Annotated in this window: 21 protein-coding genes; 8 read left to right on the forward strand and 13 right to left on the reverse strand. The window is 44.5% G+C overall.

Annotation, left to right across the window (positions count from 1 at the left end; translation table 11 throughout):
* Positions 1–68: 68 nt before the first annotated feature.
* Positions 69–1,052: a LacI family DNA-binding transcriptional regulator gene (locus LCY76_RS20920; RefSeq protein ID WP_248254263.1), complete on the reverse strand. Its 984-nt coding sequence runs from the start codon at positions 1,050–1,052 to the stop codon at positions 69–71.
* A gap of 567 nt (positions 1,053–1,619) precedes the next feature.
* Here LCY76_RS20920 and LCY76_RS20925 point away from each other — a divergent pair.
* The 4 genes from LCY76_RS20925 to LCY76_RS20940 all read left to right on the forward strand — a co-directional run bounded on the left by LCY76_RS20925 (position 1,620) and on the right by LCY76_RS20940 (position 6,272).
* Entirely contained in the window at positions 1,620–2,843 is a 1,224-nt protein-coding gene (locus LCY76_RS20925) for an MFS transporter (protein ID WP_248254264.1), read from the forward strand.
* An 18-nt stretch (positions 2,844–2,861) separates the two neighbouring features.
* Positions 2,862–3,845: a 2-hydroxyacid dehydrogenase gene (locus tag LCY76_RS20930; protein WP_248254265.1), complete on the forward strand. Its 984-nt coding sequence runs from the start codon at positions 2,862–2,864 to the stop codon at positions 3,843–3,845.
* 182 nt (positions 3,846–4,027) lie between these two features.
* Entirely contained in the window at positions 4,028–4,645 is a 618-nt protein-coding gene (locus LCY76_RS20935) for a cell wall hydrolase (RefSeq protein ID WP_248254266.1), read from the forward strand.
* A gap of 193 nt (positions 4,646–4,838) precedes the next feature.
* Positions 4,839–6,272: a S8 family serine peptidase gene (locus tag LCY76_RS20940; RefSeq protein ID WP_248254267.1), complete on the forward strand. Its 1,434-nt coding sequence runs from the start codon at positions 4,839–4,841 to the stop codon at positions 6,270–6,272.
* Positions 6,273–6,356: 84 nt separating this feature from the next.
* Here LCY76_RS20940 and LCY76_RS20945 read toward each other — a convergent pair whose 3' ends face one another.
* On the reverse strand, positions 6,357–6,692 hold the full coding sequence (locus LCY76_RS20945) for a YolD-like family protein (RefSeq protein WP_248254268.1): 336 nt from the start codon (positions 6,690–6,692) through the stop codon (positions 6,357–6,359).
* Between the two features lie 270 nt (positions 6,693–6,962).
* Here LCY76_RS20945 and tagU point away from each other — a divergent pair, with 270 nt between their 5' ends.
* Positions 6,963–7,904, forward strand: coding sequence for a polyisoprenyl-teichoic acid--peptidoglycan teichoic acid transferase TagU (gene tagU, locus LCY76_RS20950; protein ID WP_248254269.1), 942 nt, complete (start codon positions 6,963–6,965; stop codon positions 7,902–7,904).
* Between the two features lie 325 nt (positions 7,905–8,229).
* Positions 8,230–10,632 carry an ABC transporter permease subunit gene (locus LCY76_RS20955; RefSeq protein ID WP_248254270.1) on the forward strand — a complete coding sequence of 801 codons (2,403 nt, stop codon included), beginning with the start codon at positions 8,230–8,232 and terminating at the stop codon, positions 10,630–10,632.
* 548 nt (positions 10,633–11,180) lie between these two features.
* Here the strand turns inward: LCY76_RS20955 and LCY76_RS20960 are convergent.
* The 4 genes from LCY76_RS20960 to LCY76_RS20975 form a co-directional block, all read right to left on the reverse strand.
* The gene (locus tag LCY76_RS20960) at positions 11,181–11,459 is read right to left on the reverse strand and encodes a DUF4176 domain-containing protein (protein WP_248254271.1); all 279 of its coding nucleotides are present in this window, start codon (positions 11,457–11,459) and stop codon (positions 11,181–11,183) included.
* 169 nt (positions 11,460–11,628) lie between these two features.
* A complete protein-coding gene (locus tag LCY76_RS20965; RefSeq protein WP_248254741.1) occupies positions 11,629–12,174 on the reverse strand; it encodes a GNAT family N-acetyltransferase in 546 nt (181 codons plus the stop codon).
* A 118-nt stretch (positions 12,175–12,292) separates the two neighbouring features.
* The gene (locus tag LCY76_RS20970) at positions 12,293–13,009 is read right to left on the reverse strand and encodes an SH3 domain-containing protein (RefSeq protein WP_248254272.1); all 717 of its coding nucleotides are present in this window, start codon (positions 13,007–13,009) and stop codon (positions 12,293–12,295) included.
* Between the two features lie 171 nt (positions 13,010–13,180).
* Positions 13,181–13,642, reverse strand: a complete 462-nt coding sequence (locus LCY76_RS20975; protein WP_248254273.1) for a hypothetical protein — start codon at positions 13,640–13,642, stop codon at positions 13,181–13,183.
* Positions 13,643–13,800: 158 nt separating this feature from the next.
* Between LCY76_RS20975 and LCY76_RS20980 the strand changes: the two genes are divergently transcribed.
* Entirely contained in the window at positions 13,801–14,367 is a 567-nt protein-coding gene (locus tag LCY76_RS20980; protein WP_248254274.1) for a DUF2238 domain-containing protein, read from the forward strand.
* 109 nt (positions 14,368–14,476) lie between these two features.
* Complete coding sequence (locus LCY76_RS20985; RefSeq protein ID WP_248254275.1) at positions 14,477–15,208, forward strand: ZIP family metal transporter; 732 nt, start codon at positions 14,477–14,479, stop codon at positions 15,206–15,208.
* Between the two features lie 44 nt (positions 15,209–15,252).
* On the opposite strand, the gene LCY76_RS20990 is transcribed toward LCY76_RS20985, so the two are convergent.
* From LCY76_RS20990 to LCY76_RS21015, 7 genes are all read right to left on the reverse strand, one after another.
* Complete coding sequence (locus LCY76_RS20990) at positions 15,253–15,915, reverse strand: TerC family protein (protein ID WP_248254276.1); 663 nt, start codon at positions 15,913–15,915, stop codon at positions 15,253–15,255.
* Between the two features lie 643 nt (positions 15,916–16,558).
* Positions 16,559–16,774 (reverse strand): lipopolysaccharide assembly protein LapA domain-containing protein, encoded by a 216-nt coding sequence (locus LCY76_RS23960; RefSeq protein WP_336606288.1) that lies wholly within the window; start codon positions 16,772–16,774, stop codon positions 16,559–16,561.
* Between the two features lie 89 nt (positions 16,775–16,863).
* Positions 16,864–17,679 carry a YihY/virulence factor BrkB family protein gene (locus LCY76_RS20995; protein WP_248254277.1) on the reverse strand — a complete coding sequence of 272 codons (816 nt, stop codon included), beginning with the start codon at positions 17,677–17,679 and terminating at the stop codon, positions 16,864–16,866.
* A gap of 226 nt (positions 17,680–17,905) precedes the next feature.
* Positions 17,906–19,372: a flavin monoamine oxidase family protein gene (locus LCY76_RS21000; protein WP_248254278.1), complete on the reverse strand. Its 1,467-nt coding sequence runs from the start codon at positions 19,370–19,372 to the stop codon at positions 17,906–17,908.
* Positions 19,373–19,644: 272 nt separating this feature from the next.
* Positions 19,645–21,354, reverse strand: a complete 1,710-nt coding sequence (locus tag LCY76_RS21005) for a sensor histidine kinase (protein ID WP_248254279.1) — start codon at positions 21,352–21,354, stop codon at positions 19,645–19,647.
* The gene (locus tag LCY76_RS21010) at positions 21,351–21,809 is read right to left on the reverse strand and encodes a GAF domain-containing protein (RefSeq protein WP_248254280.1); all 459 of its coding nucleotides are present in this window, start codon (positions 21,807–21,809) and stop codon (positions 21,351–21,353) included. The genes LCY76_RS21005 and LCY76_RS21010 overlap by 4 nt, the downstream gene beginning before the upstream one ends.
* Positions 21,799–22,452 carry a response regulator gene (locus LCY76_RS21015; RefSeq protein ID WP_272885650.1) on the reverse strand — a complete coding sequence of 218 codons (654 nt, stop codon included), beginning with the start codon at positions 22,450–22,452 and terminating at the stop codon, positions 21,799–21,801. The genes LCY76_RS21010 and LCY76_RS21015 overlap by 11 nt, the downstream gene beginning before the upstream one ends.
* Positions 22,453–22,458: the final 6 nt, after the last annotated feature.

Consider the following 22,458-nt stretch of genomic DNA (forward strand, 5'->3'; position numbering starts at 1 on the left):
TGTGTTTATTTGCTCGGTGCCAGGCACCGTCGTTACACAAGTGTGTAATTGCGGTGCCTGGCACCATCCTAGACGTTCCTCGTTGATTCTCGTTCGATCAGTTCAACATCCAATTCATAGAAGGTATTTTCCACTGGCTTTTTCTCAATGAGCTTCACAAGAAGATCAGCAACGATTGTTCCCATGTCGTAAATCGGCTGTCCAACAGTGGTCAGCTCTGGCGTTGTTGCTTCTGATAATGCAATACCGTCAAAACCAATAATGGCCAGTTCCTCGGGGACCTTCTTTCCGAACTGATGGGCTGCTTTGATCGCACCGATGGCCATCACATCGTTGCCTGCAAAGATTCCGTCGATCTCAGGGTGGCGGTTCAGCAGCTGAAGTGTCGCCTTGATCGCTGTCTTCATCTCATAGTTGCCGTCTTCAATATAGCTGGCGTCAAACCACGGTTCACTTCCCACTTCTTCGAGATAACCGGCACGCCGCTCCATCGCATTATCAATATGCTCTGGTCCGCTCAGATGGGCGATTCGTTTACAGCCCATTTCTTTCAAAAAGCTAGCCGCTTTTTGTGCACCGCTTTTGTTTTTAACAACAACCGTAGGAATGTCTGCGTTGATTTTACGGTCGATGCTAACAACCGGAATGTTCAGCTGTTTCACTTTTTCAGCAGTCAGCGTATTGGAAGCGACAATAAGGCCGTCAACATACTTTTGAAGCAGAATCTCAAGATAGTCTTCTTCTTTTTCTGCGTTTTCATCGGTATTGCAGAAGACAACGTTATAGCCCAGCTTATGGGCCGTGTCTTCCACTGCCCTAGCAAGCTCCGGGAAAAATGGGTTAACTATATCCGGCACCATTAACCCGATGGTTTTCGATGTTTTTTTGTAAAGGCTTCGGGCTACCGCGTTTGGCTTGTAATTCAGCTGCTGGATCGCTGCATCAACCTTTTTCTTCGTATTTTCATTCACGTACCCATTGCTGTTCATCACCCTGGACACCGTCGCAACTGAAACACCTGCCTGTTTCGCGACGTCTTTAATGGTTGCCATAATCAAACACTCCGATAAAATGCTATTTTTAGTTAAGTTTTGAATGTGTACTCATATGTGTAACCGGTTACATACTGTTGTAATAAAAAATCGGTCAATCTTGTGTAACCGGTTACACACAGTATAATTCCTCCTCTTTAAGATGTCAAAGGGGAATTTTTTTAGGTGCCAGGCACCGTCGTTACATAAGTATGTAAAGGCGGTGCCTGGCACCACATCAACGACACCATACCTAGCTTTTAACATCAAACTTTCACTGCCAAACTTTATCCCTATTGACAAGACCTCATCATCATAATAAAATAACTGACAGAATAGATAGAATTATCTGTTTATTTTTTTGTTCCTATTCCAAAACTTAGTTTTATATTATAAAACAAATGAATTATTTACCTCTTTGTTTATACATAAATGCCAGATTTAACGCTCTATTTTTCATATTTTGAAAGCGCTGCCATTTTGGCGTTTTATAAAAAACAAGGAGGAATTGGGTATGGAAGCAAGACTTGAGACAAAGCAAGCTAAGCCGGTTAATTTCGCACGGAAGTTTCGCTGGACGGTTGTTGTTTGGTTGTTGATCGGGGGATCATCAACTATCTTGACCGGGCGAATCTTTCCATAGCAGCTCCAGAAATGATGAAAGAACTCGGGCTTACTGCCACAGACATCGGATTGCTGGGAACCGTTTTTTCTTGGAGTTATGCGCTGATGCAGCTCCCTTCCGGCTGGCTGATCGACCGTTTCGGAACGAAAAAGGTCTATACGATCGCATTGATTTGGTGGAGCGGCGCTACCATGCTGACTGGGGCAGTACATAAAATGTCTACCTTTATCATGTCCCGGGTTTTGCTTGGTGTGGGTGAAGCTCCATGTTTTCCAACCATGGCCAAGATTACTTCTTATTGGTTTCCGAAAAAGGAAAGAGGGCTTGCGACAGGGATATGGGACTCATCCTCCAAGTGGGGACCCGCTATAGCACCGCCATTGCTCGTTTTTCTCATGGTAACTTTTGGCTGGAGAGCCCTCTTTTATATCACGGGTGCCATCGGCATTGTATTTGCCATCGGATTTTTCATCTTTTATAAAAATCCGGACAAAAGCCGCAAGCTTTCCGAGATGGAGCTGGAATATATACAATCGGAAGGCGCTGGTTCGGAACATAGCATTCAAACATCCAAAATTAAATGGGGAGAATTATTTAAGTATCGAAGTGTATGGGGGATGATTCTTGGCTTTTTCTGTACCATTTGGATCTGGAATATCTTCCTTGTCTTTCTTCCTCTCTTTTTAACAAACGTCCATCATGTCTCATTGAAAGAACTGGGGATCTATGCCGGGATTCCATGGCTTGGCGGGATCTTCGGAAATATTTTCGGAGGATACCTTACGAAAAAGCTCGTGGATAAGGAAATCACTACACCTATCAAAGCAAAGCGTGCGCTTATTAGTATCAGTGCCATCTCTGCTGCCATAGTGGTCTGTGCCGTTCCGTTCGTGACTGGACTTGCCATGACGCTCACACTGTTGACGCTTGCTCTTTGTTTTATTTCAGCAATGACGGGAAGTGCATGGGCGCTCGCGGGTGATATCGCACCGCCTTCCATGGTTGCATCAGTCGGAGCCATCCAGAATTTTGGCGGCTATTTTGGAGGAGCCTTTTCTCCTGTTGTAGCCGGAATAATCGTGGATACTACAGGTTCCTACTCCCTTGCTTTTATCTCCGGCGGTCTGATCGCAGGCTGTGCGGCATTATGTTATTGGTTTATCGTAAAAAATCCTATTCAAGAATAAGGATAAGGAGGAGCGCTATTGAAACCGAAAGTTTTTCTCGCAAGGCCTATCCCTGCTGAGGCAGAAGCGTATATTTCAGAGCATTGCACATACGAAAAATGGCAAGGTTCTGCACCGATAACGAGAAGTGAACTGCTAGAAAGATTGGAGGATGCAGAAGGGCTGCTCATTACCGGGGAAACAATTAATGACGAACTGCTGGATCATGCCCCAAAGCTAAAAGTCGTCAGTAATATTTCCGTTGGTTATAACAATTTTGACCTTGAGTCCATGAAAAAAAGGAACATTATGGGTACGAATACCCCTGATGTTCTCAATGAAACGGTGGCTGATCTGGCTCTGGCCTTAATACTTTCCGCAGCACGGCGCATCCCCGAGCTGGACAAGCTGGTGAAGGACGGCAAGTGGGAGGAGCAAGACGATGAACCGCTCTTCGGTGTCGATGTTCACGGAAAAACATTGGGTATCATCGGCATGGGCAGAATCGGTGAGGCTATTGGAAAGCGCGCCAAATTCGGCTTTAACATGGATATACTGTATCATAACCGGCGAAGGAAACCGAAAACAGAAGAGGTTCTCGGCGCGGAATATGTCCCGCTGGAGGAATTGTTGCAATCCTCGGACTTCGTACTGTTAATGGTTCCTTTTACTCTGGAGACGAGGCACCTTATGGGTCAAGAGCAATTTGCACTCATGAAAAAATCCGCCATCTTCATCAACACTTCACGTGGACAGACGGTCGATGAAAATGCCTTGATCCAAGCTCTGCAAAACAAAGAAATCCTGGCTGCAGGTCTCGACGTATTTGACCAGGAACCCGTCTCAACCGGCAATCCGCTGTTAAAGCTTCCTAATGTAGTGACTCTGCCTCATATCGGTTCAGCGACTCACCAGACAAGGTTCGATATGGCCATGCTCGCTGCCAAAAATCTGGTCGCTGCAGTTACAGGAAACGAGCCCCAAAATATTGTCCAAGAATTAAAAAGCGGAATCAAGCTGTAAACGGTAAATGGTGCCAGGCACCTCAATTACACACTTGTGTAATTTGGGGTGCCTGGCACCAATTTTTTAAAAAGCATACTTCTTGCTTACTATAAAATAAACCCATTGATGGATAATACTTTCCTATTTGTTTGTTACTGTAAAATGGTAGCGCAAAAAATATCGAGAGGTGATGTGTTTTGATGAAGATGATAAAAAAAATGCTGATTCTGATTGTTATGGGATTCACGCTAGTGGCAACACCAAGTTTATCGTACGCACAAACGCTGAGTAAAGGAAGTACAGGCAATGAGGTTAAGACCCTGCAGAGCCGCATGAAGAATGCAGGCTACTTTCATGGTCCTGTTACCGGCTATTATGGACCTCTCACAAAGTATGCTGTCGCTAATTTTCAGCTGGCCACTGGCATTGTTCCTGACGGAGTTGCCGGCCCTCGCACATTCGGTAAGTTAAACGATGTCGAAATTATGGCAAGGGTAGTCAACGGAGAAGCGCGCGGGGAATCCTACCTCGGGAAAGTTGCCGTAGCTGCGGTCATACTAAACCGCCTTGAAGATTCACGTTTTCCAAAAGATACGTTTAATGTCGTCTACCAGACCAACGCTTTCACTGCCGTCCATGATGGACAGTATAATATCTCTCCTAACGCTTCCGCCTATCGTGCTGCCATTGATGCCATGAAAGGCTGGGACCCTACACACGGTTCTATTTTCTATTACAATCCTCACCTTGCATCGAACAACTGGATCTTTTCACGCCCAAGCGTTACCCGAATCGGCAATCATATATTTGCTAAATAATATTATTTTGGTGCCAGGCACCCGCTTTTGACATATGTCAAAGAGCGGTGCCTGGCACCAATTTTGTAGTAACCCCCGCTTTTCGTATTGTCGAAATAAAATTTTTTATTACAAAGTAATTCGACACAATTTTCTGATATTTTTTGATAAATTATTAACTGAAGTCTAATATTGATGAAAAGGGGATAGAAATTTGAAGAAAAAGCTTGCTGTACTTTCAATGTGCTCAGCCCTGTCATTCTCACTGTTTTCGGGACTTGTTTCCCAGCCTGCCAGCGCTGAGGAATCAGCTTCACAGGTGCATTATCTTCTAACGTATAAAGGCAACAACGTCCCTTCCAACCTTTCTGCAAAAATTGAACAAGCCGGCGGTTCTGTGGAACGTGTCGTTGAGGAAATTGGTGTTGTAGAAGCCAAATCATCCTCCCCTGATTTTCTTGCCAAAGTGAAGGCAGATTCAAATGTACAAGCCGCGGACAAAGAATTGGAAGTTTATTTGGAAGACGATCCAAATCCAGCTGACGGACAACCCATTACATCCATTCCGCAGCCCGACTGGAACGATCCGAACCAAAACTACCATGATCTCCAGTGGGATATAAAGAAGATCACGAACGATTTTAAATCCTATGACATCAACAAAGGAAACCATAATACCGTCGTCGGGATCATTGACACTGGTATGGACTTTAATCATCCTGATTTAAAAGCAAATGCCGATCTTGCCGGCAGTAAAACCTTTGTGCCTGGCACGAAAGATGCCTGGGACCAGAACGGCCATGGAACTCACGTAGCCGGTTCCATTGCTGGTAACGGTAAAGTTTACGGCGTTGGCCCGAACTTAACCGTACGCTCGTACCGGGTTTTCGGTGCTACAGGCGGTGCACAGCAATCATGGATTACCGATGCAATCGTGTCTGCAGCGAACGATGGAGTTGAGGTCATCAACATGAGCCTTGGCGGATGGCGCTGGATGGCAAACAATCTTGGCGACAAAGGCGATTCCGCTTCCATGGTGGCTTATCACCGTGCCATGCAGTACGCTACGCAAAAAGGTGTGACGGTTGTCGTTTCTGCCGGCAATGACTCCCGCAACTTGAACGACATCCATGACATGCAGGCTTACTGGAAGGAAACGTACGGATTGGATATTAAAGGGCCATCCCGTGTAGCACCTGCACAGGTTCCTGGAGTCGTCACGGTATCCTCTTCCAACGAGTGGTCTACCGACAAAATTGCGTTCTATTCCAACTACGGAAGTGTGATTGATGTAGCAGCTCCTGGCGGCGACAATGGCCCAACATACGATGCCCTATATCGCCAAAATCCAAAAGGAAATTATCTTGATAAGCGTGACTTTATGTACCGCGCGTTCTCAACCTGGCCAACCTATCTGACACCCTATGTAACAGGAAACTTAAAAGGTTATGCCCTTCTTCACGGTACTTCCATGGCTGCACCGAAAGTAGCCGGTATCGCAGCGGTCATCAAATCACAGCATCCTGAATATTCGCCAGCACAAGTTCAGGCCAAGCTGCGCCAGACAGCTGTCGATCTCGGAAAAGTGGGACAAGATCCGCTATTCGGGTCTGGAGAAGCCAACATCTATAATGCATTAACGAAATAAAAAATTGGTGCCAGGCACCCGCTTTTGACATATGTCAAAGAGCGGTGCCTGGCACCAAATTTATGGCACCAAATTTACTCTTACTTATTTTACTTTCACATCCACCAGATCAGACATCTTCACTCGATGGACCTCATGGTGGAAATCTACGACGCGCAGCTGTTTTTTATAGGAATCTACATAATGGACCTTCCCGATCAATAAATGGAAGTCCCCTTTTTCAAAAATGGTCATACACAGATCCAAATCCTCAGCCATCGCTTCACAGATCGTCTCCTCCATCAGCTCGTATTGCTGTTCATCCAGTTCTGGTTTTGTCTTCTTTTTATGATCCCAGTCAAACTCCCTTAAACCCTTCACATGCTCAGGCATAAACATCCCTTGCCATTTCATCTTTCCGCGATCCCGAAGCATATTCATCACCTTCCTCACCCTATTATATGCGAATGTATGTTCGGTTTATACTGAAAATAAATGACAAGTAATGCATGTCATTTGCGGAAACTTGTAAATTGAAGGCAACCAGCCTAATGAAGTGCCCAACCTTAGACTCCAACCAATCCTGAGGAATGTGTAAATTTTAAAATATTTTTAAACAAACCTGTCATTTTCTGTTATATTAAAAAAGATATTGAAATTGGATAAATACGATCATTAATGGCTTTTTATTATAATGAAGAGGTTGATGAAATGGACAGACGTTCAGCTAAAAAGCAGCGCAAGAAGAAACGCAGTGGACTAAAGACTACCCTCATTATTCTAGGCGTGTTATTGCTCATTGGAGCAGGCGGTTTCTACTATGTTTATGGCTCCGTTAAGAATACGGCCAACAAAATGCACGACAACTCAACATGGGACGGTTCCTCTAAACGAAAGAAAGAGCTTACTCCTTCAAAAGGCGACCCGCTTTCTATCTTGATTTTGGGTGTCGATGAGCGGCAAGGTGACCGCGGCCGATCCGATACGCTAATTCTTGTCACCGTTAACCCGAATACAAACAAAATGGTAATGACCAGCATCCCGCGTGATACGCGCACAGAAATCGTTGGAAAAGGCAAGGAAGATAAAATTAACCATGCGTACGCATTCGGTGGTACGAAAATGGCGATCAAAACAGTAGAAAACTTCCTCGACGTACCAGTCGATTACTTCTTGAAAGTAAACATGGAAAGCTTCAAAGGAATCGTTGATGCCTTAGGAGGCGTCACTGTAGATAACGAACGTCTGGCGTTTAATTACGATGGCTACTCGTTCCCTAAAGGCGAACTGAAGCTGTCCGGAAAAGAAGCACTTGCTTATACCCGTATGAGAAAACAGGATCCACAGGGTGACTTTGGCCGTAACGAACGCCAGCGCCAGGTGATCAGCGCAATCATAAACGAAGGAGCACAAATTTCTTCGGTTACAAAAATGGGCGACATTCTGGACGTAGTCGGCACTAACGTAAAAACAAACATGACGTTTGACGAAATGAAAGACATTCAATCGAAGTATAAAGGCGCTCGCAAAAATGTAGAAAACATAGAGATCAAAGGCCAAGGCCAGCGAATCGGCGGCATCTACTACCTCGTTGTGCCGGAAGACGAGAAAACCAAGATTCAAACCACGTTAAAAGAACAGCTTGAACTTTAAGACGATAGCAGTGATCCTTGCAGGAGGGTCGCTGCTTTTTTTATGCTAAACTATTGATATAGAATTATTTTACAGAAGCTGAACGCAAAGACAATCAAGTGGTTTTGGCAACGTACTGGCGAAACGAAAAAACGACTCGCTTTTCCATGCCTGTTGAGCTTTTTGAGAAACTGTATCGTGATCTAGGTATTTCGGAATAGGTCCTAAAGAACTTCCTGTCAAAAGAAGGATTTACATGTAAATTTATGGAATGTATTGTAGTAATGAGGTACTAGATGTGCCTCCTTATTTATTCTTCTTTTGATCGGAGGCCATTTGAAAACGGATGAAACGTATTTTCATAACTTTATTCACGTCCCTTCTCGGCATTTTGCTGATGGGCGCCATCCCGTTTGCTTTTAATGGGACATCGTTTAAGATCTCGTCATACAGCGAGGGGTTGAAGATGCTGCTCAGCAGCCTGACCCATCCCTTTAATATCATGTATCCAGCTGAAGCCACATCACGAACCCTCTTCCCAGATATTTTAGAACCCTACATTTACTCGATGATTGTCCTTTTTTCAGCACTTTTTCTTGCCATTATTGTGGCGCTCACCCTCAGCATCCTGATCTCACTGCTTCCAAAGCCACTGTATAAAGCGTCTAATGCTGTTTTGTTTGTATTTGAATCTTTGCCCGATGTTCTGATTGCAGTCCTTGTACAGTTCTTGATCATCTGGTTTTATAAAAAAACGAATATCTTGCTGTTTAATATTGCTTCCTGGGGCAATGAACAGCCTTATACCCTGCCTATTCTCTGTCTGAGCGTATTGCCGATCATCCTCTCTTTGCGGATCTTGCTGTTTCATATGGAGGAGGAATGGGAGGAGCCTTATATTGAAAACGCAAAGTCAAAAGGTCTGACAAGGCTATACATACTGCTGCATCACGTCCTTCCCAACACATTGGTTCACTTTTTTCATCAGTCCAAGATGATTTTATGGTTTATGCTCTCCAATCTGCTTGTCATTGAGATATTATTTAACATCTACGGCATAACGAATTTTGTTTACCGGCACGGAAATCCTGCGGTCTTTACGATTGCTTCGATGCTAGTGTTTATCCCGATGTATGCCTTTTTTGTCCTTGGCTCCATGTGGACGAATAAATGGGCCATTCAAAACGAAATGGCCGCCACCGCCGCAGCACAATCTTCTTTTAGCTTCCAGCCCTACTGGCTGATCATCAAGCGCTTTTTGCTGCGAATGGTGCGACCGCTTCGGTATGTTGGAGCTCAGCCACTGTTTGTTGCCGGTTTTTGTATCATTGGATCCATGCTCGTCCTGAGTATGATTCACAATTATGCGTTTGATAACGAAATTCCGAAAACACAAGTGCTGTATGCTAAGGACGGAATTACAGCCCTTGGAAGATCACCTTTTGAGCCTTCTTCCCGGTTTTGGTTCGGTACCGATCAATTCGGCAGCGAACTTCTGTATAAAATCGTGTCAGGCGCGAAGTACACGCTCGGGCTTGCCTTTTTCATCAGTCTGACCCGGCTCTTGTTCTCGTTTGCTGGCGGCTATCTGTTTTTTGCGATGAATCCCAGGTTTAAAGAGTGGCTGAAAGGTATAGTCGATTCCACCCACTATGTACCTGTTGCCCTGCTCTGCTACTTCATTTTGTTTCCGGTCGTTCTCTCTGAAGGACTGACATTTTGGCAAAAAGGCATGTTTCATATCATAATTCTCACTCTGGTGGCAGTGCCTGCTATTTCAGTCATGATCGGCTCTGAGATGGAGCTGATCTCCAATAAAGAATTTGTTTCAAGTGCGCGGGTTTTGGGCGGGGGCCGTTTTCATGTTTTTTACAAGCATCTCCTCCCGCATATGCTGCCTAAGCTCTCTTTCATCTACATCCAGCAGATCATGTACGTCTTGATCTTGTTCGCACATCTTGGGCTTCTGCAAATGTTCTTCGGGGGAACGGTTCTGGAAGAATATACGATGCAGGGCGGCGACTTTATCCCGATTTCCATGTCCAATGAATGGTCGGGACTGATCGGCTCCTATTACAGACAGATGCTGCTGCGTCCGTATCTTATCATTATCCCTGTCGTGTTTTTTGCCGTTGCCATTATTGGGGTTAACCTCATGCTGGAAGGGCTGAAAAAAGCAATCGAAGATCTTCAGTGGGGACGAAAGAAATTTTCCCATCCCGCTTCTATCATGATTGTAGCTGTTACTGTCGTCTTTTGTTACTTTGCCGTCCACAAGTTTTCTGATGATTTTACGGAAAAAAAAGCAATCGCTGCCGCACAGAAAAAGTCGGTCGTGAAGATTCCGATTGTGGAATTGGACAAAGAAACTCTGGACAGGTTTGAAGACGGGGAAATGAATGGTGTAAAGGATTTATATTTTGTTGGTTCATTCTTGGATCGCGACACGCTAAAATGGGGATATGGCAAACCTGTAAAAACAAAAGAATATGAGAAGCGAACGGACTACTATTATAAAGAAGACGGTTACCAGATTATCCTTTCTTCCGGCTTCAATCGCCGGGTTTCCAGGATTCAGGTCCAATACGACAGCACCCGTGAGGATATTCTAAAGGCTATGAAAAAGAAGCCCGATAAGGAAACAAAAAAAACACTGGATTATCTTAGAGGAGACTACCTCGTACGTTTTACCCAGTCCTCCCCTGGCCACTGGTGGATCAGTATCCAGGATCAGTACTATTTTAGATAATAACGAAAGCCGCTCCGGAAAGATCTCCGTGGCGGCTTTTTTCAGTTAAACCGTTGCTTTTCGAAGGAGTAAATAAGACAGAACTGTCAGACTGGAGAGCTTTACTGGGTCCACAGTTCTTTTGAATTAAATGGGGAGAATCCCGTCGTTTGGTGTCGAGTATAAACGGTTTGAACATAAATGAGTTGTTTTTGAACATAAATCAGATTTTTTGAACATAAATCGGTATTTTTGAACAAAAACCCTATAAAATTGAAAATAAAATAACTGGGACGAAGACTCCGCATGTAAAAAGAGCCGATTCAGTGCTCACTTTCGCCGCAAGAGTGACAACTGCGGTAAAATTTACTCAAAATCATTCAAAAAAGACCCTATTGCTCCCCAGTTGCGTAGATTTCCACGAAAAACTTAGGCAGAATGCTCTGCCTGATCTTTTTATTATCGAAAAGTCCACTTTTATTATCGAACGGTATATACACGACACCCCCATCCTCATCCACCACACATAAAAAAGCCTGCAGCCCTTTTATTCGGACTGCAAGCTTCATTTATTCAGGGAACTCACTATTCTTTTCCGCCAGCTTTTTGTGCAGCTCCTCCTCTTCCTCTGAAACATAGCCTTTATGAAGGAGGGAGTTGATTTTATGGTGCTGAAAATAGATGGTGTTGTTGCCGTCGATTTGTCCGCCAGGGTAAAAACAACCGATGTAATCAAAAAGCACTTCACCTTCTCCAGCGGATTGAAGCCTTCCGTAGATCATCACCGGCCGGTCGGTGTTTTCCAGGGTGATCACTGATCCGATGGGCAATGGGAAATTCTCTGTCATGGGTCGGCCTCCTTCTTTATGGGCTACTTTCCTCTTCTATCCTTTGTTTAATCCTAAAAACGAAAATGTTTACGATTTTTACTAAGTCGCTTTGAAAAATTCTGATTGAAAAAGGGTGGAAGGAAACGGAATAAGATAAAAGAAGCGCACAACGCTTGGTTGTGCGGAATCAGCCATTAAATCTTCCCATCATAATGGTGTTGTAGTATTTACCATCAGAAAGGATCTTGTCATTTTTTAAAACCCCTTCTATTTCAAAGCCAAGTTTTTCATAAAGATGAACAGCGTTCTCATTTGTTTCTAATACATTCAATGTGATTTTTTTAATTTCATTGGAGTCCGCCCAGGCTATCGATTCTTTTAAAAGATTTTTTCCAATACCATATCCCCAAAACTCTTTTAAAATGCATATTCCAAATTCTACTTTATGGGAGAAACGAGTTAACAGATTTCCTTCGCACCTTGAAAACCCGACGATTCGATCATCAACTGCCGCAACTAAAAATAAGCTCGTTTTATTTTCACGATCTGTTTGAATGATTTGTTCAAAGCCTGATGCATCGATGAATGCCTCGCCTTTTTCTCTGTCTAAATTTTCGGTCTCTCCATCAATCTGCACTCTTAAATCAGAGAGTTCTTTTGCATCCTCATCCATTGCAGACCTGACCATGTAATCCAACCCCTTAACATGAAAAGCTTTTTTGCTAACGATCATGAAACGTATTACCCCCCTGTACTTAATTAACTTGTTTACCAATTAATTACACTTCAACGCCCTAACAAGAATAACTAATAATGAAAAAAGCCGCAAGCACTGATGCTCGCGGCTTCTTTTACCACTTATAATTGTATATTTTCCAAGCGGCTTTGGAACTGGATTTTGAGAGATAGAGAGTTTGATGGTAGGTGTACATATCATCTTTGCCATATTGATAGACTTTCAAATACCACTTGCCGTTCTTCGAATAATACGTAACGGAGGGCTTTTTAGGCGCCTCTTTCCCGCTCCAGTCAAATCCCCAGATTCTGTACGCTGGAAAGTCTGTCGCGAGCCACTCATAGAGTTTGTTGCCTTTTTTATCTTTTTTGTAGGACGCCATGTCATATTTTATGAGTTTGTCAATGTAGGCTGACGTGTGGGTGGGTGACAGTATCTGATGAATCTGCTTTTTTGTATACGCCTTATTGCTTGCTATCTTGTTCTGCAGGCTGATGGCTTTGTCTGTGATGTTTTTTGCTTCTGTACGGGACATCGTGTGGTAGAACCTCAAGTATTTTGTGGCAACATAGCCGTTTTTCTTGTTGTATTTGATCTTGGACCATCCGCTTTTCGTTTGGGAATAGATGGTCAGCCTGGTGTTGTCTTTATGGGACCCGATCACTTTATACTGTGTTCCTGGTCCGCTTCTGACGTTCAGCTTGCCTGATGTAATATCCACATAGGCGATTTTTGCTGGTGAGGCTTGAACAATTTGGGACGGAAAAAGAGAAGTAACGAGCCCAATGGCCAGCAATAGAATCACTACGATTTTCAGAAAGCCCTTTTTCATGCCGGATTTTTCCTCCCTTAAGGTTTGGTATGGACATGCCTTATCGTTCCATGGTATGCTGGATGACTTTTTATTATGTAAAAATATAGAAACAATAACTAACTTTCTCATTCCCTAATTTTTGATATTGTAGTCCACAAAAAAACGACGAAATTTAATCAATTCGCCGCTCTACTTGTTTAGGATTTGGCTGACTCTGTTTTGCATGGATGCGATGACGGTTTTCTTGTACCTGGCCGCGAGCAGCAAAACTTTGATCTGCTGGGGCCGTGACAGCTTTTTAAAGCGAGGTTCCTTCGTTAAAAAAGATCGGACGATGGACCAGCTTTTCGGATGCATTGGAAAATCATCGATCGGCTGCCGGCCGCTGAGACGTGTGAGCCACGTTTTGAGGCTGGATGGTTCATCGACAATGCACGGAGCGTATTTGTTTTTCGTATGTTTTTTCAGATAATCCAGCCGGTCCTGTCCGCTAACCACTACATAATGGCCGTCTTTTTTACTCTTTTGGACCACGAGCACATGCATGCAGTCCCACATGATCGTACGGAGCTTCTTTAAATGCTCCGTTATTTTTATGGAAATGCCGGGTTTGATGCTGCTCAGAGGGATATATTGCACGGTAAACTTCATGTTCTGCCTCCTCCAATGGATGAGTGAGCGTGATGTTTCTTAGGCAGTATATGAAAAGACTGGGCGGATGGTACTTTGACTTTGGATGACAGAATAGAATGGTTCGCCGACTTTCTCTTTGGCCATAATGGTAAGGATTCTAGAGATGGGGTGAGGCTGTGAGGCGAAAAACAATCTGGGTGTTAAGCATACTCTTTATGATCTTCATGCTTGTCCTGTTCATCGTTTACCTCATTAAAGGTGATGCCTCCCGCTGGCAGGTCGCACTGGGAGGTGTCGCAGTAGGTGCGCTGCCGCTTTTGCTGCTGCGGTTAAAACGAAATCCTTTTAACACAGCTCTAATTATTGGCTATTATGTATTTCTTTTTTGTACAACGTATTTGGGCTCCATTGCGAGTTTTTATCTACACTTTAAATGGTGGGATTCGACGCTTCACCTGTATAAAGGAGTTTATGTCGGTTTCGCCGCCATAACGTTATATCACGTTTTATTGCCGGGACGGGTACGGCAGGAAGCCTCTCCTTGGCTGCTTTTTCTCTTCGTCTTTTCCCTTCCCGTCATTGCGACCGTGTTTTGGGAAATCTATGAGTTTGTTGGCGATCAGTTCCTCACCCACACCATGCAGCGGGGCGGGAACAAAGATACGATGCTCGACATCATCGCTGGCACTGCGGGCGGTCTGGTCGTGGCGGTTTATGCATGGGTGCGGCGGGGAAGAGATTGAATGAGCTGTTAACCGGTGCCAGGCACCGGTGTTACATACTTGTGTAATTGCGGTGCCGGGTTCCCGTTGCTTTTTACGGGAATTTGGCACCGGTTAAGGAGGTTATTGTATGTGGAGTGCAGCCATGTGGGGAGGCATATCCGGTTCTGCTGTTCTATTGGGTGCCATAGCAGCTATGTCTTTTCCCATCAAAAAGAAAATAATAGGCTTTATCATGGCGTTTGGAACGGGTGTCCTGATTGGCGCAGCCACATACGAACTGCTCGGAGAATCTGTGCACTCAGGAGGTCTGTTTCCAACTTCCATGGGGTTTGTAATCGGTGCGGTTGTATTTACCGTGCTTGACCTCATCGTTTCCCGTAAAGGGGCCCATAAACGGAAGCGGTCTGCCGGCCAGGGTGAAAGTTCAAGCAGTTCAGGCATTGCCATCTTTATCGGAACGGTGATGGACGCCATACCAGAATCCATTATTATCGGGGCCAGTCTCATTGAAAATAACAGTGTCAGCTGGCTGCTCGTCATTGCCATCTTTATCAGTAACATACCTGAAGGGCTCTCGAGTACATCCGGTATGCTTAAAAGCAATATAAGTAAACAGAAGATCCTCATCCTCTGGATTACGGTCCTGGTGATTTCTGCCTTCTGTTCGTGGGCTGGCTATATATTTCTCGAAGATGCTTCTGAAGATCTGATGGCCATCATTGCCTCCTTTGCGGCAGGAGGCATCATTACCATGGTGGGCTCAACCATGCTCCCCGAAGCTTTTGAGGAGGGCGGTTCTCTTGTCGGTTTGATTGCTTCCATCGGATTGCTGGCTTCTCTCATTTTGACGAGGATCTGATAAAAAACGAAAAAAAGGTGCCAGAAAAATGGCACCTTTTTATGTTATTTATGACTGATCGCACGCGATCCGCTGAACTTGCCGATCACCACAACAAGAATGGCGAGTGCAATTGGCAATACAAGGTGAAGATTAAAATGAACTACCTCCAAGTAATGGCCGACAGCCTTGTCCTTTAAGATCATCTCTCCGGCAGTGTAGCCTAACAGCGCCGCCCCGATGATGATGATAATTGGGAATTTCGCCATGATCTTCATAAGCAGCTGGCTTCCCCAAATGATTAAAGGAATACTGATGATCAAACCTAGAATGATGAGAACAATGTTCCCGTTCGCAGCACCTGCCACTGCCACAATGTTATCCAGACTCATGACCAAGTCGGCGATAATAATCGTTTTAATGGCTCCAGAAAGGCTGGAATTCGCCTCGATGTCCTCATCTTCTTCTCCCTTCAAAAGACTGATGGCGATCCATAAAAGCAGCAGTCCGCCAACAAAATTCAAGAAAGGAATTTTCAGTAAGTATACTGCAACAAATGTTAAAACTACCCTTAGAAATACCGCCCCGAACGTTCCGAAGAAAATCGCTTTGTTCCTGTGCCGCTCCTCCAGGTTCCGGCAGGCAAGCGCGATGACGACCGCATTATCTCCGCTCAATACAATATTAATGAGGAGGATTTCCAAGAGATTTACCAATAGATTATCCATGAAACCACCTTATCTATTACAATTAGTTTTTCTATTACCACATTATAATAGTTTACCATTTTTTATTCTATATCATAACTGTTTTGTTCATAAAAACTATTTTTGAGGCTTTGGACTGCGGTGCCTGGCACCGCACAGATGAAATTTCATCATACCTCAACATTATTAAACACAACTTAATAACACCTTGTATTACTAACGGCTAATTGATTTAACTAGTTCACCCCTCCCCTTCACACTTTGTTTATTAAAATAGCTCTACGAACTAGAGTTAAAAATGAACACACTGCAAGGCTGCAGCAAAAACGGCGGTTTACGGAGCTGCAATCTCTTCATAGGTTTTTCATTAGACTTTACAAACCCTGCACGCTTGCAGTGTCATGAGGCGTCTCTGCAGGATGCTTATGTCTATAATTTCGACATATTTCCCGGGAAAAGCACAAAGATCTTGGTTGCAGGAAATGATCCCCACTCTATTCATATCAAACTGCAAACTAGCTTTATTTCTTGCCTTTCAATCGTGCATTAGAGTTTATCTTCTCACTGGGGTTTGTCCACAGCGGCTATTTTGAAGGAATCCGCACCCAATAGTTTTTTGCAAAGGAAAAAGAGCCTTTCTGCGATCAGCAGAAAAGCTCTATTTTTATTCAGGCAAACGGGATCGGGATGTGTCTGCGTCAGTATCTTCAGGAGAATGCTGCACCTCTGCAGTCGCCACTTTCACTGGACGCTCCCTCTCCAGCCGTTTCACTGTATTTTTCAGTTGCATGATTTTAATGAATCCAAGGAGTCCGACAGCCAGTTCGCCAACGGTTGCAGAGCCTAAAATAATGAGAACAAGCGGCCATTTGACACTTATTCTACATCAGCCGTTGACGACCGCAAAAACGGCGATCAACACAGCAAACAGCAAACCAAAAAGCAAATACCCTTGTGCTTTCATACTCTTTAGTCCTTTCTGTGTCCACTGATCGGATAAACGATGGTGTTCAATAAGGCGCCAATGATGATGATCATGGCGGACAAGTAAAACCAAAGCATCAGAACGACAATTCCGCCGAGTTGGCCATAAAGCGCCGAATAGTTGTTTCCCCTGACATAAGCGGCAAATCCCATGGAAACGAGCTGCCAGCCGATCATGGAAAAAAAGGCTCCCGGAATCACTTTCGTCACGTTCAGCTTCACGTTCGGTGCAAAATAATAGAGTCCGATGAAGAATAGAAATAAGAAGAGACTGCCTAATCCCCATTGCATGAAAATCCATAATTTATGATAGCCATCTAATGAAAAAACATCGTTTAAGTAATGCCTCATCAGCTGTTCAATGATCGGAACAAAAACCGAGAGCAAGATCGCGAGCATAAAGCCGATCGTAAGTACGATTCCTTCTAGTATTTGTTTTAAAAAGCTTTCTTTTACCTCAATAACGTAGGCATCATTCAATACTCGTTTAATGCATCGAAAGCCCATGGAAGAAAGCCATAAGGTAATAATACTGAATGAAAGCAGATTTCCCTGCTGGTGTGTCACTGTATACGTCAGGGTCTTTTCGATCAAGTGGTACGTATTTTCCGGCGCATAAGGTTTAGCAAGTTCCAAAATGTTTTCTTCTTGTATGGGCATGTAGGCCAACAAAGAATATATCACCAATAAAAACGGAAACACAGACATTAAAAAGTAATAGGCCATCTGGGCAGACAAATCATATACTCTCAGCGTAATAAAGCGGTTGGCGAGTTTCTTTAGAATATCAGCAGCTGTCATATTAGCCCCCTTTCTTTTCGGCCTTCAAGTCATTCAGCCATTATACATATCATAGAAAAAAATGCAAATGGAAGGCAGCCCCACTTCTGCCTTCCTCTGGTGGACATGGTACAAAGGATATGTGGCTTCTCACAGTTTTAGAAGCCTTTTTCATTAAAATGGTGTCAGGCACCGTGATTACACAAGTGTGTAAACGCGGTGCCTGACACCATTATGTAAACCATCTTTATGTTAACTCCTGATGCACTTCATGAGCTGCATTCACAGCGGATTCAATGGAGCCCTGCATCCAGCCGTGAGTTTTGGTCGCATGTTCTCCCGCAAAATGAAGCCTGCCTTCTGGAGTGGAAATGGCATCTCCGAATTCCTGCTCCTGAAACGGCTTAAACATTGTGAACGCCCCGCCTGCATATGGATTGTTCGTCCAGCAATAGGAAACACCCGTCGTAAACTCCCTGTACACTTGAGATCCGTGGAAAAAGGAGAGACACTTCAGCGTTTCATAGATCCTCGTCTGGTTCGGCAGGCAGCTCCAAAGATTGGAATCATCTTCCCATGTATAGCTTCCGAGCACCACTCCTGACTGGATTCCATCTGGATAGTGGCTCGGATAATATGTAAACCGGGATGCCTGGTCAGATATCGCTTTTCCTCCCCGCAAACCTTCTTCTTCCCAGAATCGCCGTTTAAATTGCAGACCGACTTTAGTTGAAGGCACATAATGGAGCTCCCGAATCGCTCGTCTTTTATAGTAGGAAAGTGACTGCTCGGGCTCAATCTGTACAAAATTCAGAACAGAAAAAGGCAAGGTGACAATTGCCCGGTCAGCTTCAAAGACTTCTGTTTCTCTGTTTGTCGGATGTTCGGTGTACAGTGTTACTGTTTTTGGACCCTGTACAATTCTTGTCAATCGTTTTTCCATCAGCAGCCGGTCACCGAGGCGCGGCACAAAAGCTTTCGGAAGCTGGTCATTTCCTCCAGTAATCTCAAACCACTTCATCTTCCGGTTAATAAATATAAGCAGGATGTCTCGCAACGTTTCCAGAAAAGAAAGCTCAGGAAATCCTTCCAGTGACAGAAGGACCTTGATTTTATCCACCGCACCTGAAGATAAAGACCTGCCGAAGGGGTTATGTTTCAGGAAACCATCTACCGAATAGTTTCCGAAGCGTTTGATGATGATGGGCCAATGCCGTTCAGGATCCTCGTTCACATAATCCACGAGCGGCTGAATGGCATATCTTAAAAGGTTTTCTGCCGTTTTTCCTTTCTCATGCGCAGCAACCGGGAAGCCAAGCAGATCGGGATTCTTATCATAAATACCAGAACGGACTTTTCTTCCATTAATATAAAATAAATCATCCGGCAGGGCGTTAACAAATCGGTTATACGGCAGTTTGAACTTATGAAGGTACTCAAACACCAGCTTGTGATTTTCAGGTATCCTCATAGCCCCTGCCTCAAAATGGTGCCCTTCTGAAAATGGTGATCGGACGGAGTAAATTCGTCCTCCGACCCGCTGGGAGGCTTCTAAAATCCGCACATCATGCCCTGCATCCAGCAGCAAAGTACCGGCAACGAGCCCGGCGATTCCTGCTCCAGCCACGATGACCTTCTTTGGTTTGGCGCCAGGAGGCAGACCGTTTCTGATCGTGTTCAGCATTTCTTCTTCTGACAGCACTCTTCCTTCCATACGATTACCCCCTCAACCAAACGCTGATGATTACCAATATATTCCGTTTGTGGAGGGATAATTAATTTTAATATAACAATAATTAGATAGTCCTCATCCTAAAAGGTAAGTTTAGCCTCTAAGAATTCTCCTATTATTCTTGGTTGAGGCCAAACTTACTTCATAGGCCAATAAGCTTGTTTCTTATATAAAGATAAAAAGCCCTCTTCTGCGAGGAGTTCGCAGTAGAGAGCTTTTGTTTTTTGGTGCCTGGCACCACCATTACACACATGTCAAATCGGAGTGCCTGGCACCATCGGCAGCTCCAGGACCACTGTTGTTCCCTGCCCGGCCGCAGAACGCACCTTTAGCTTACCCCCGACGGAGCGTGCTCTTTCTTCCATGCTGAACAGGCCGACACCGGACTTTTGATGATCCGCACCAAATCCGCAGCCTTCATCACTGATGACCACCCGCAGGCCGTCTTCCCATCCTCGGATGGAAACAGACGCTTCATCCACACAGGCATACTTTCGCACATTCGTTAATGATTCCTGAATGACCCGGTAAATCGTGGTTTCTTTTTCAAAACCAAGCCTGCTTCCGGAAAGAGAGCAGTCAAAGCTCACCGCGATCTGATAGTTTTCGGCAAAGCGGGTAAGAAATGAACGGATGGCAGGAACGAGGCCGAGGTCGTCCAGAACAGAAGGGCGCAATTCCCACGAAATATCCCGCACTTCTTCAATGAGCTCCGAGACCTCCTCTTGCATCTGATCCAGCAAAGGATGCTCTACTTTTGATCGCATCCGGTTGATCGTGATCAGATGGCCGTATAAATTTTGCCCGACGCCGTCATGCAAATTACGAGACAGCCGCTTCCGTTCTTCCTCCTGAACGTCAAGCAGGCGGGTCATCATATGCTGAAGCTCCTTTTCCACGCGCTTCTTGTCTGTAATTTCAAAACGGATAGCAAGATACTGATACGGCTTTCCGTTTTCATCGAGAAATGGCACGATGGTCGTGTCCACCCAATAATAGGTACCATCTTTTGCTCTGTTCCTGATTTCACCTTTCCAAACCTTGCCGGAACTGATCGTCTGCCATAGTTGCTTGAAAAACTCGTGAGAATGATAGTTTGAGTTAATGATTCGATGGTTTTTACCGATCAATTCCTCCCGGCTGTACTGTGAGATTTTACAGAACAAATCATTCACGTATGTAATTTTCCCTCTAGCATCAGTGATGGCTACAATGCTGGACTCATCCAGAGCAAATTTTAAATCGACAAGCTCCTGAATGGAATTCTTCAGCTCTTCCACCACCTGTTTATGCTCGGTTATTTCATAGCGGATCGCGAGAAATTGATACGGTTTTCCGTTTTCATCAAGAAATGGAACAATCGTGGTATCGACCCAATAGTAGGTTCCATCCTTTGCTTTGTTTTTCAATTCGCCGCGCCAGACGTTACCTTTTAAAATTGTTTTCCACAAATTCCGCATAAACTCCTTGGAATGGCAGCCTGAGTTAATCAGACGGTGATCACTCCCAAGAAGTTCCTGCGCGGAATATTTGGACACCTGGCAAAACTTGTCGTTAACATATGAAATGATTCCCCGTCTGTCGGTAATGGCAACGATCGCCGACTCATCCAGAGCAAACTTTAAATCTGCTAATTCCTTAAGGTGCTTTTCTATCTCATTCTTTTCGCCTTTTCGCTCCCAAAGCTCGAGCATGTAATAGAGTTCATCGTGCAGCATAAAGGAATGGATTTTAATATAAAGCGGGATTACATGTCCGTCTCGGTGAGAGCCGGTTTGAAAGAGAATATTTTCTTCCTCCATCTTTTGTATATCAAAACCGGGAAGCAGTTCGCCGATCCCCATCCCCGCTTCCTCAGCCACAGGATCGCCAAACATCACTCTGGCCCTGTCATTAACCGACTGAATTTCACCTGATAAAGAAATCACGATCGTGCCTGTTTTTATGCGATCCATAAACTTCATACACTTTCTCTCCTTCCCTTAAAGATGGAGGAAAACTGTTTTTCCCAAGCAGAGACTATGTTTTTTACAAGTTCCTGCTTTTTATCGGAGATACTCTGATTGGAACGATAACCGACTAACACGACTCCTTTTATGGCTCCATCGGCACAAAGCGGAACGGCAAAGGACGTTACCAGCTGTTCGGCCAGCATGATAGGATAGTCTACCGATTTCCCTTTGATCTGATGGGGGAAATCCATGACCATTAAAGGCTGTCCGCTCGAGATAACTTTTCCTGCAATTCCTTTTCCATATCGGACAGCGATTTTTTTATATTTTTCATTCCTGTTTCCCGCTGCATACTTCCACTGTACCTCAGAATTCGCCTTTCCTTGTAGAGCGATGCCCACGAAATTACAGTCCGTTTCCTGCCGCAGCGTTTCCAGCTCTTTGAGAATCTCCAGTTCAAATGCCATAGCCAAGCAAACCCTTTTTCAGTGCGTAGGCGACCAGCTCCGGCCTTGTTTTCATCTGCAGCTTTTCCATGACGTTTCCTTTATGTGTTTCTACGGTTTTCACACTGATTATCAGCTGTTCAGCAATCTCCTTATTGGAATACCCTTTAGCGATTAAAGTCAGCACTTCTTTTTCCCGGTCGGAAAGAAGGCTGTAGGAATCTGAAGCTCCGCTCTTAACATTGCTTAAGTATTCTTCCATCAACCGCTTTGTCGCCGAGGGATTTAAATACGCGTTTCCGCTGTACACCGACTGAATGGCTGCGATCAGCTCCTCGTGCGGGGCGCTCTTTAAAATACAGCCTGATGCACCGGCCTGAATGACGCGGAATAAATATTCTTCATCGTCATGCATAGTCAAGATTAAGATCACACACTGTGGAAGGAGCTTCTTCAGCTCAGAGGTTGCCGACAAACCGTCCTTGCCGTGGGGCATGCTTAAATCCATAATAACGACATCCGGTTTGTGTTCGAGCGCTTTTTGAATCCCTTCGTTTCCTTCTGATGCTTCTCCCACCACTTCCATATTTGGATGAGCGTTTAACAGCATGGTAAGCCCCCGGCGTACCACTGCGTGGTCGTCAATCAGTAATATGTTAATCAATGCCTT

This window comes from Fictibacillus marinisediminis (assembly GCF_023149135.1).
GTDB classification, from domain to species: Bacteria; Bacillota; Bacilli; order Bacillales; family Fictibacillaceae; genus Fictibacillus_C; species Fictibacillus_C marinisediminis.

What these genes read in the sequence shown, in the direction of transcription:
- LCY76_RS20920 (WP_248254263.1), bottom strand. Translation starts at nt 1,052, where the DNA reads ATGGCAACCATTAAAGACGTCGCGAAACAGGCAGGTGTTTCAGTTGCG.
- LCY76_RS20935 (WP_248254266.1), top strand. Translation starts at nt 4,028, where the DNA reads ATGAAGATGATAAAAAAAATGCTGATTCTGATTGTTATGGGATTCACG.
- LCY76_RS20945 (WP_248254268.1), bottom strand. Translation starts at nt 6,692, where the DNA reads ATGAATATGCTTCGGGATCGCGGAAAGATGAAATGGCAAGGGATGTTT.
- tagU (WP_248254269.1), top strand. Translation starts at nt 6,963, where the DNA reads ATGGACAGACGTTCAGCTAAAAAGCAGCGCAAGAAGAAACGCAGTGGA.
- LCY76_RS20955 (WP_248254270.1), top strand. Translation starts at nt 8,230, where the DNA reads ATGAAACGTATTTTCATAACTTTATTCACGTCCCTTCTCGGCATTTTG.
- LCY76_RS20960 (WP_248254271.1), bottom strand. Translation starts at nt 11,459, where the DNA reads ATGACAGAGAATTTCCCATTGCCCATCGGATCAGTGATCACCCTGGAA.
- LCY76_RS20965 (WP_248254741.1), bottom strand. Translation starts at nt 12,174, where the DNA reads ATGATCGTTAGCAAAAAAGCTTTTCATGTTAAGGGGTTGGATTACATG.
- LCY76_RS20970 (WP_248254272.1), bottom strand. Translation starts at nt 13,009, where the DNA reads ATGAAAAAGGGCTTTCTGAAAATCGTAGTGATTCTATTGCTGGCCATT.
- LCY76_RS20975 (WP_248254273.1), bottom strand. Translation starts at nt 13,642, where the DNA reads ATGAAGTTTACCGTGCAATATATCCCTCTGAGCAGCATCAAACCCGGC.
- LCY76_RS20985 (WP_248254275.1), top strand. Translation starts at nt 14,477, where the DNA reads ATGTGGAGTGCAGCCATGTGGGGAGGCATATCCGGTTCTGCTGTTCTA.
- LCY76_RS20990 (WP_248254276.1), bottom strand. Translation starts at nt 15,915, where the DNA reads ATGGATAATCTATTGGTAAATCTCTTGGAAATCCTCCTCATTAATATT.
- LCY76_RS20995 (WP_248254277.1), bottom strand. Translation starts at nt 17,679, where the DNA reads ATGACAGCTGCTGATATTCTAAAGAAACTCGCCAACCGCTTTATTACG.
- LCY76_RS21000 (WP_248254278.1), bottom strand. Translation starts at nt 19,372, where the DNA reads ATGGAAGGAAGAGTGCTGTCAGAAGAAGAAATGCTGAACACGATCAGA.
- LCY76_RS21005 (WP_248254279.1), bottom strand. Translation starts at nt 21,354, where the DNA reads ATGAAGTTTATGGATCGCATAAAAACAGGCACGATCGTGATTTCTTTA.
- LCY76_RS21010 (WP_248254280.1), bottom strand. Translation starts at nt 21,809, where the DNA reads ATGGCATTTGAACTGGAGATTCTCAAAGAGCTGGAAACGCTGCGGCAG.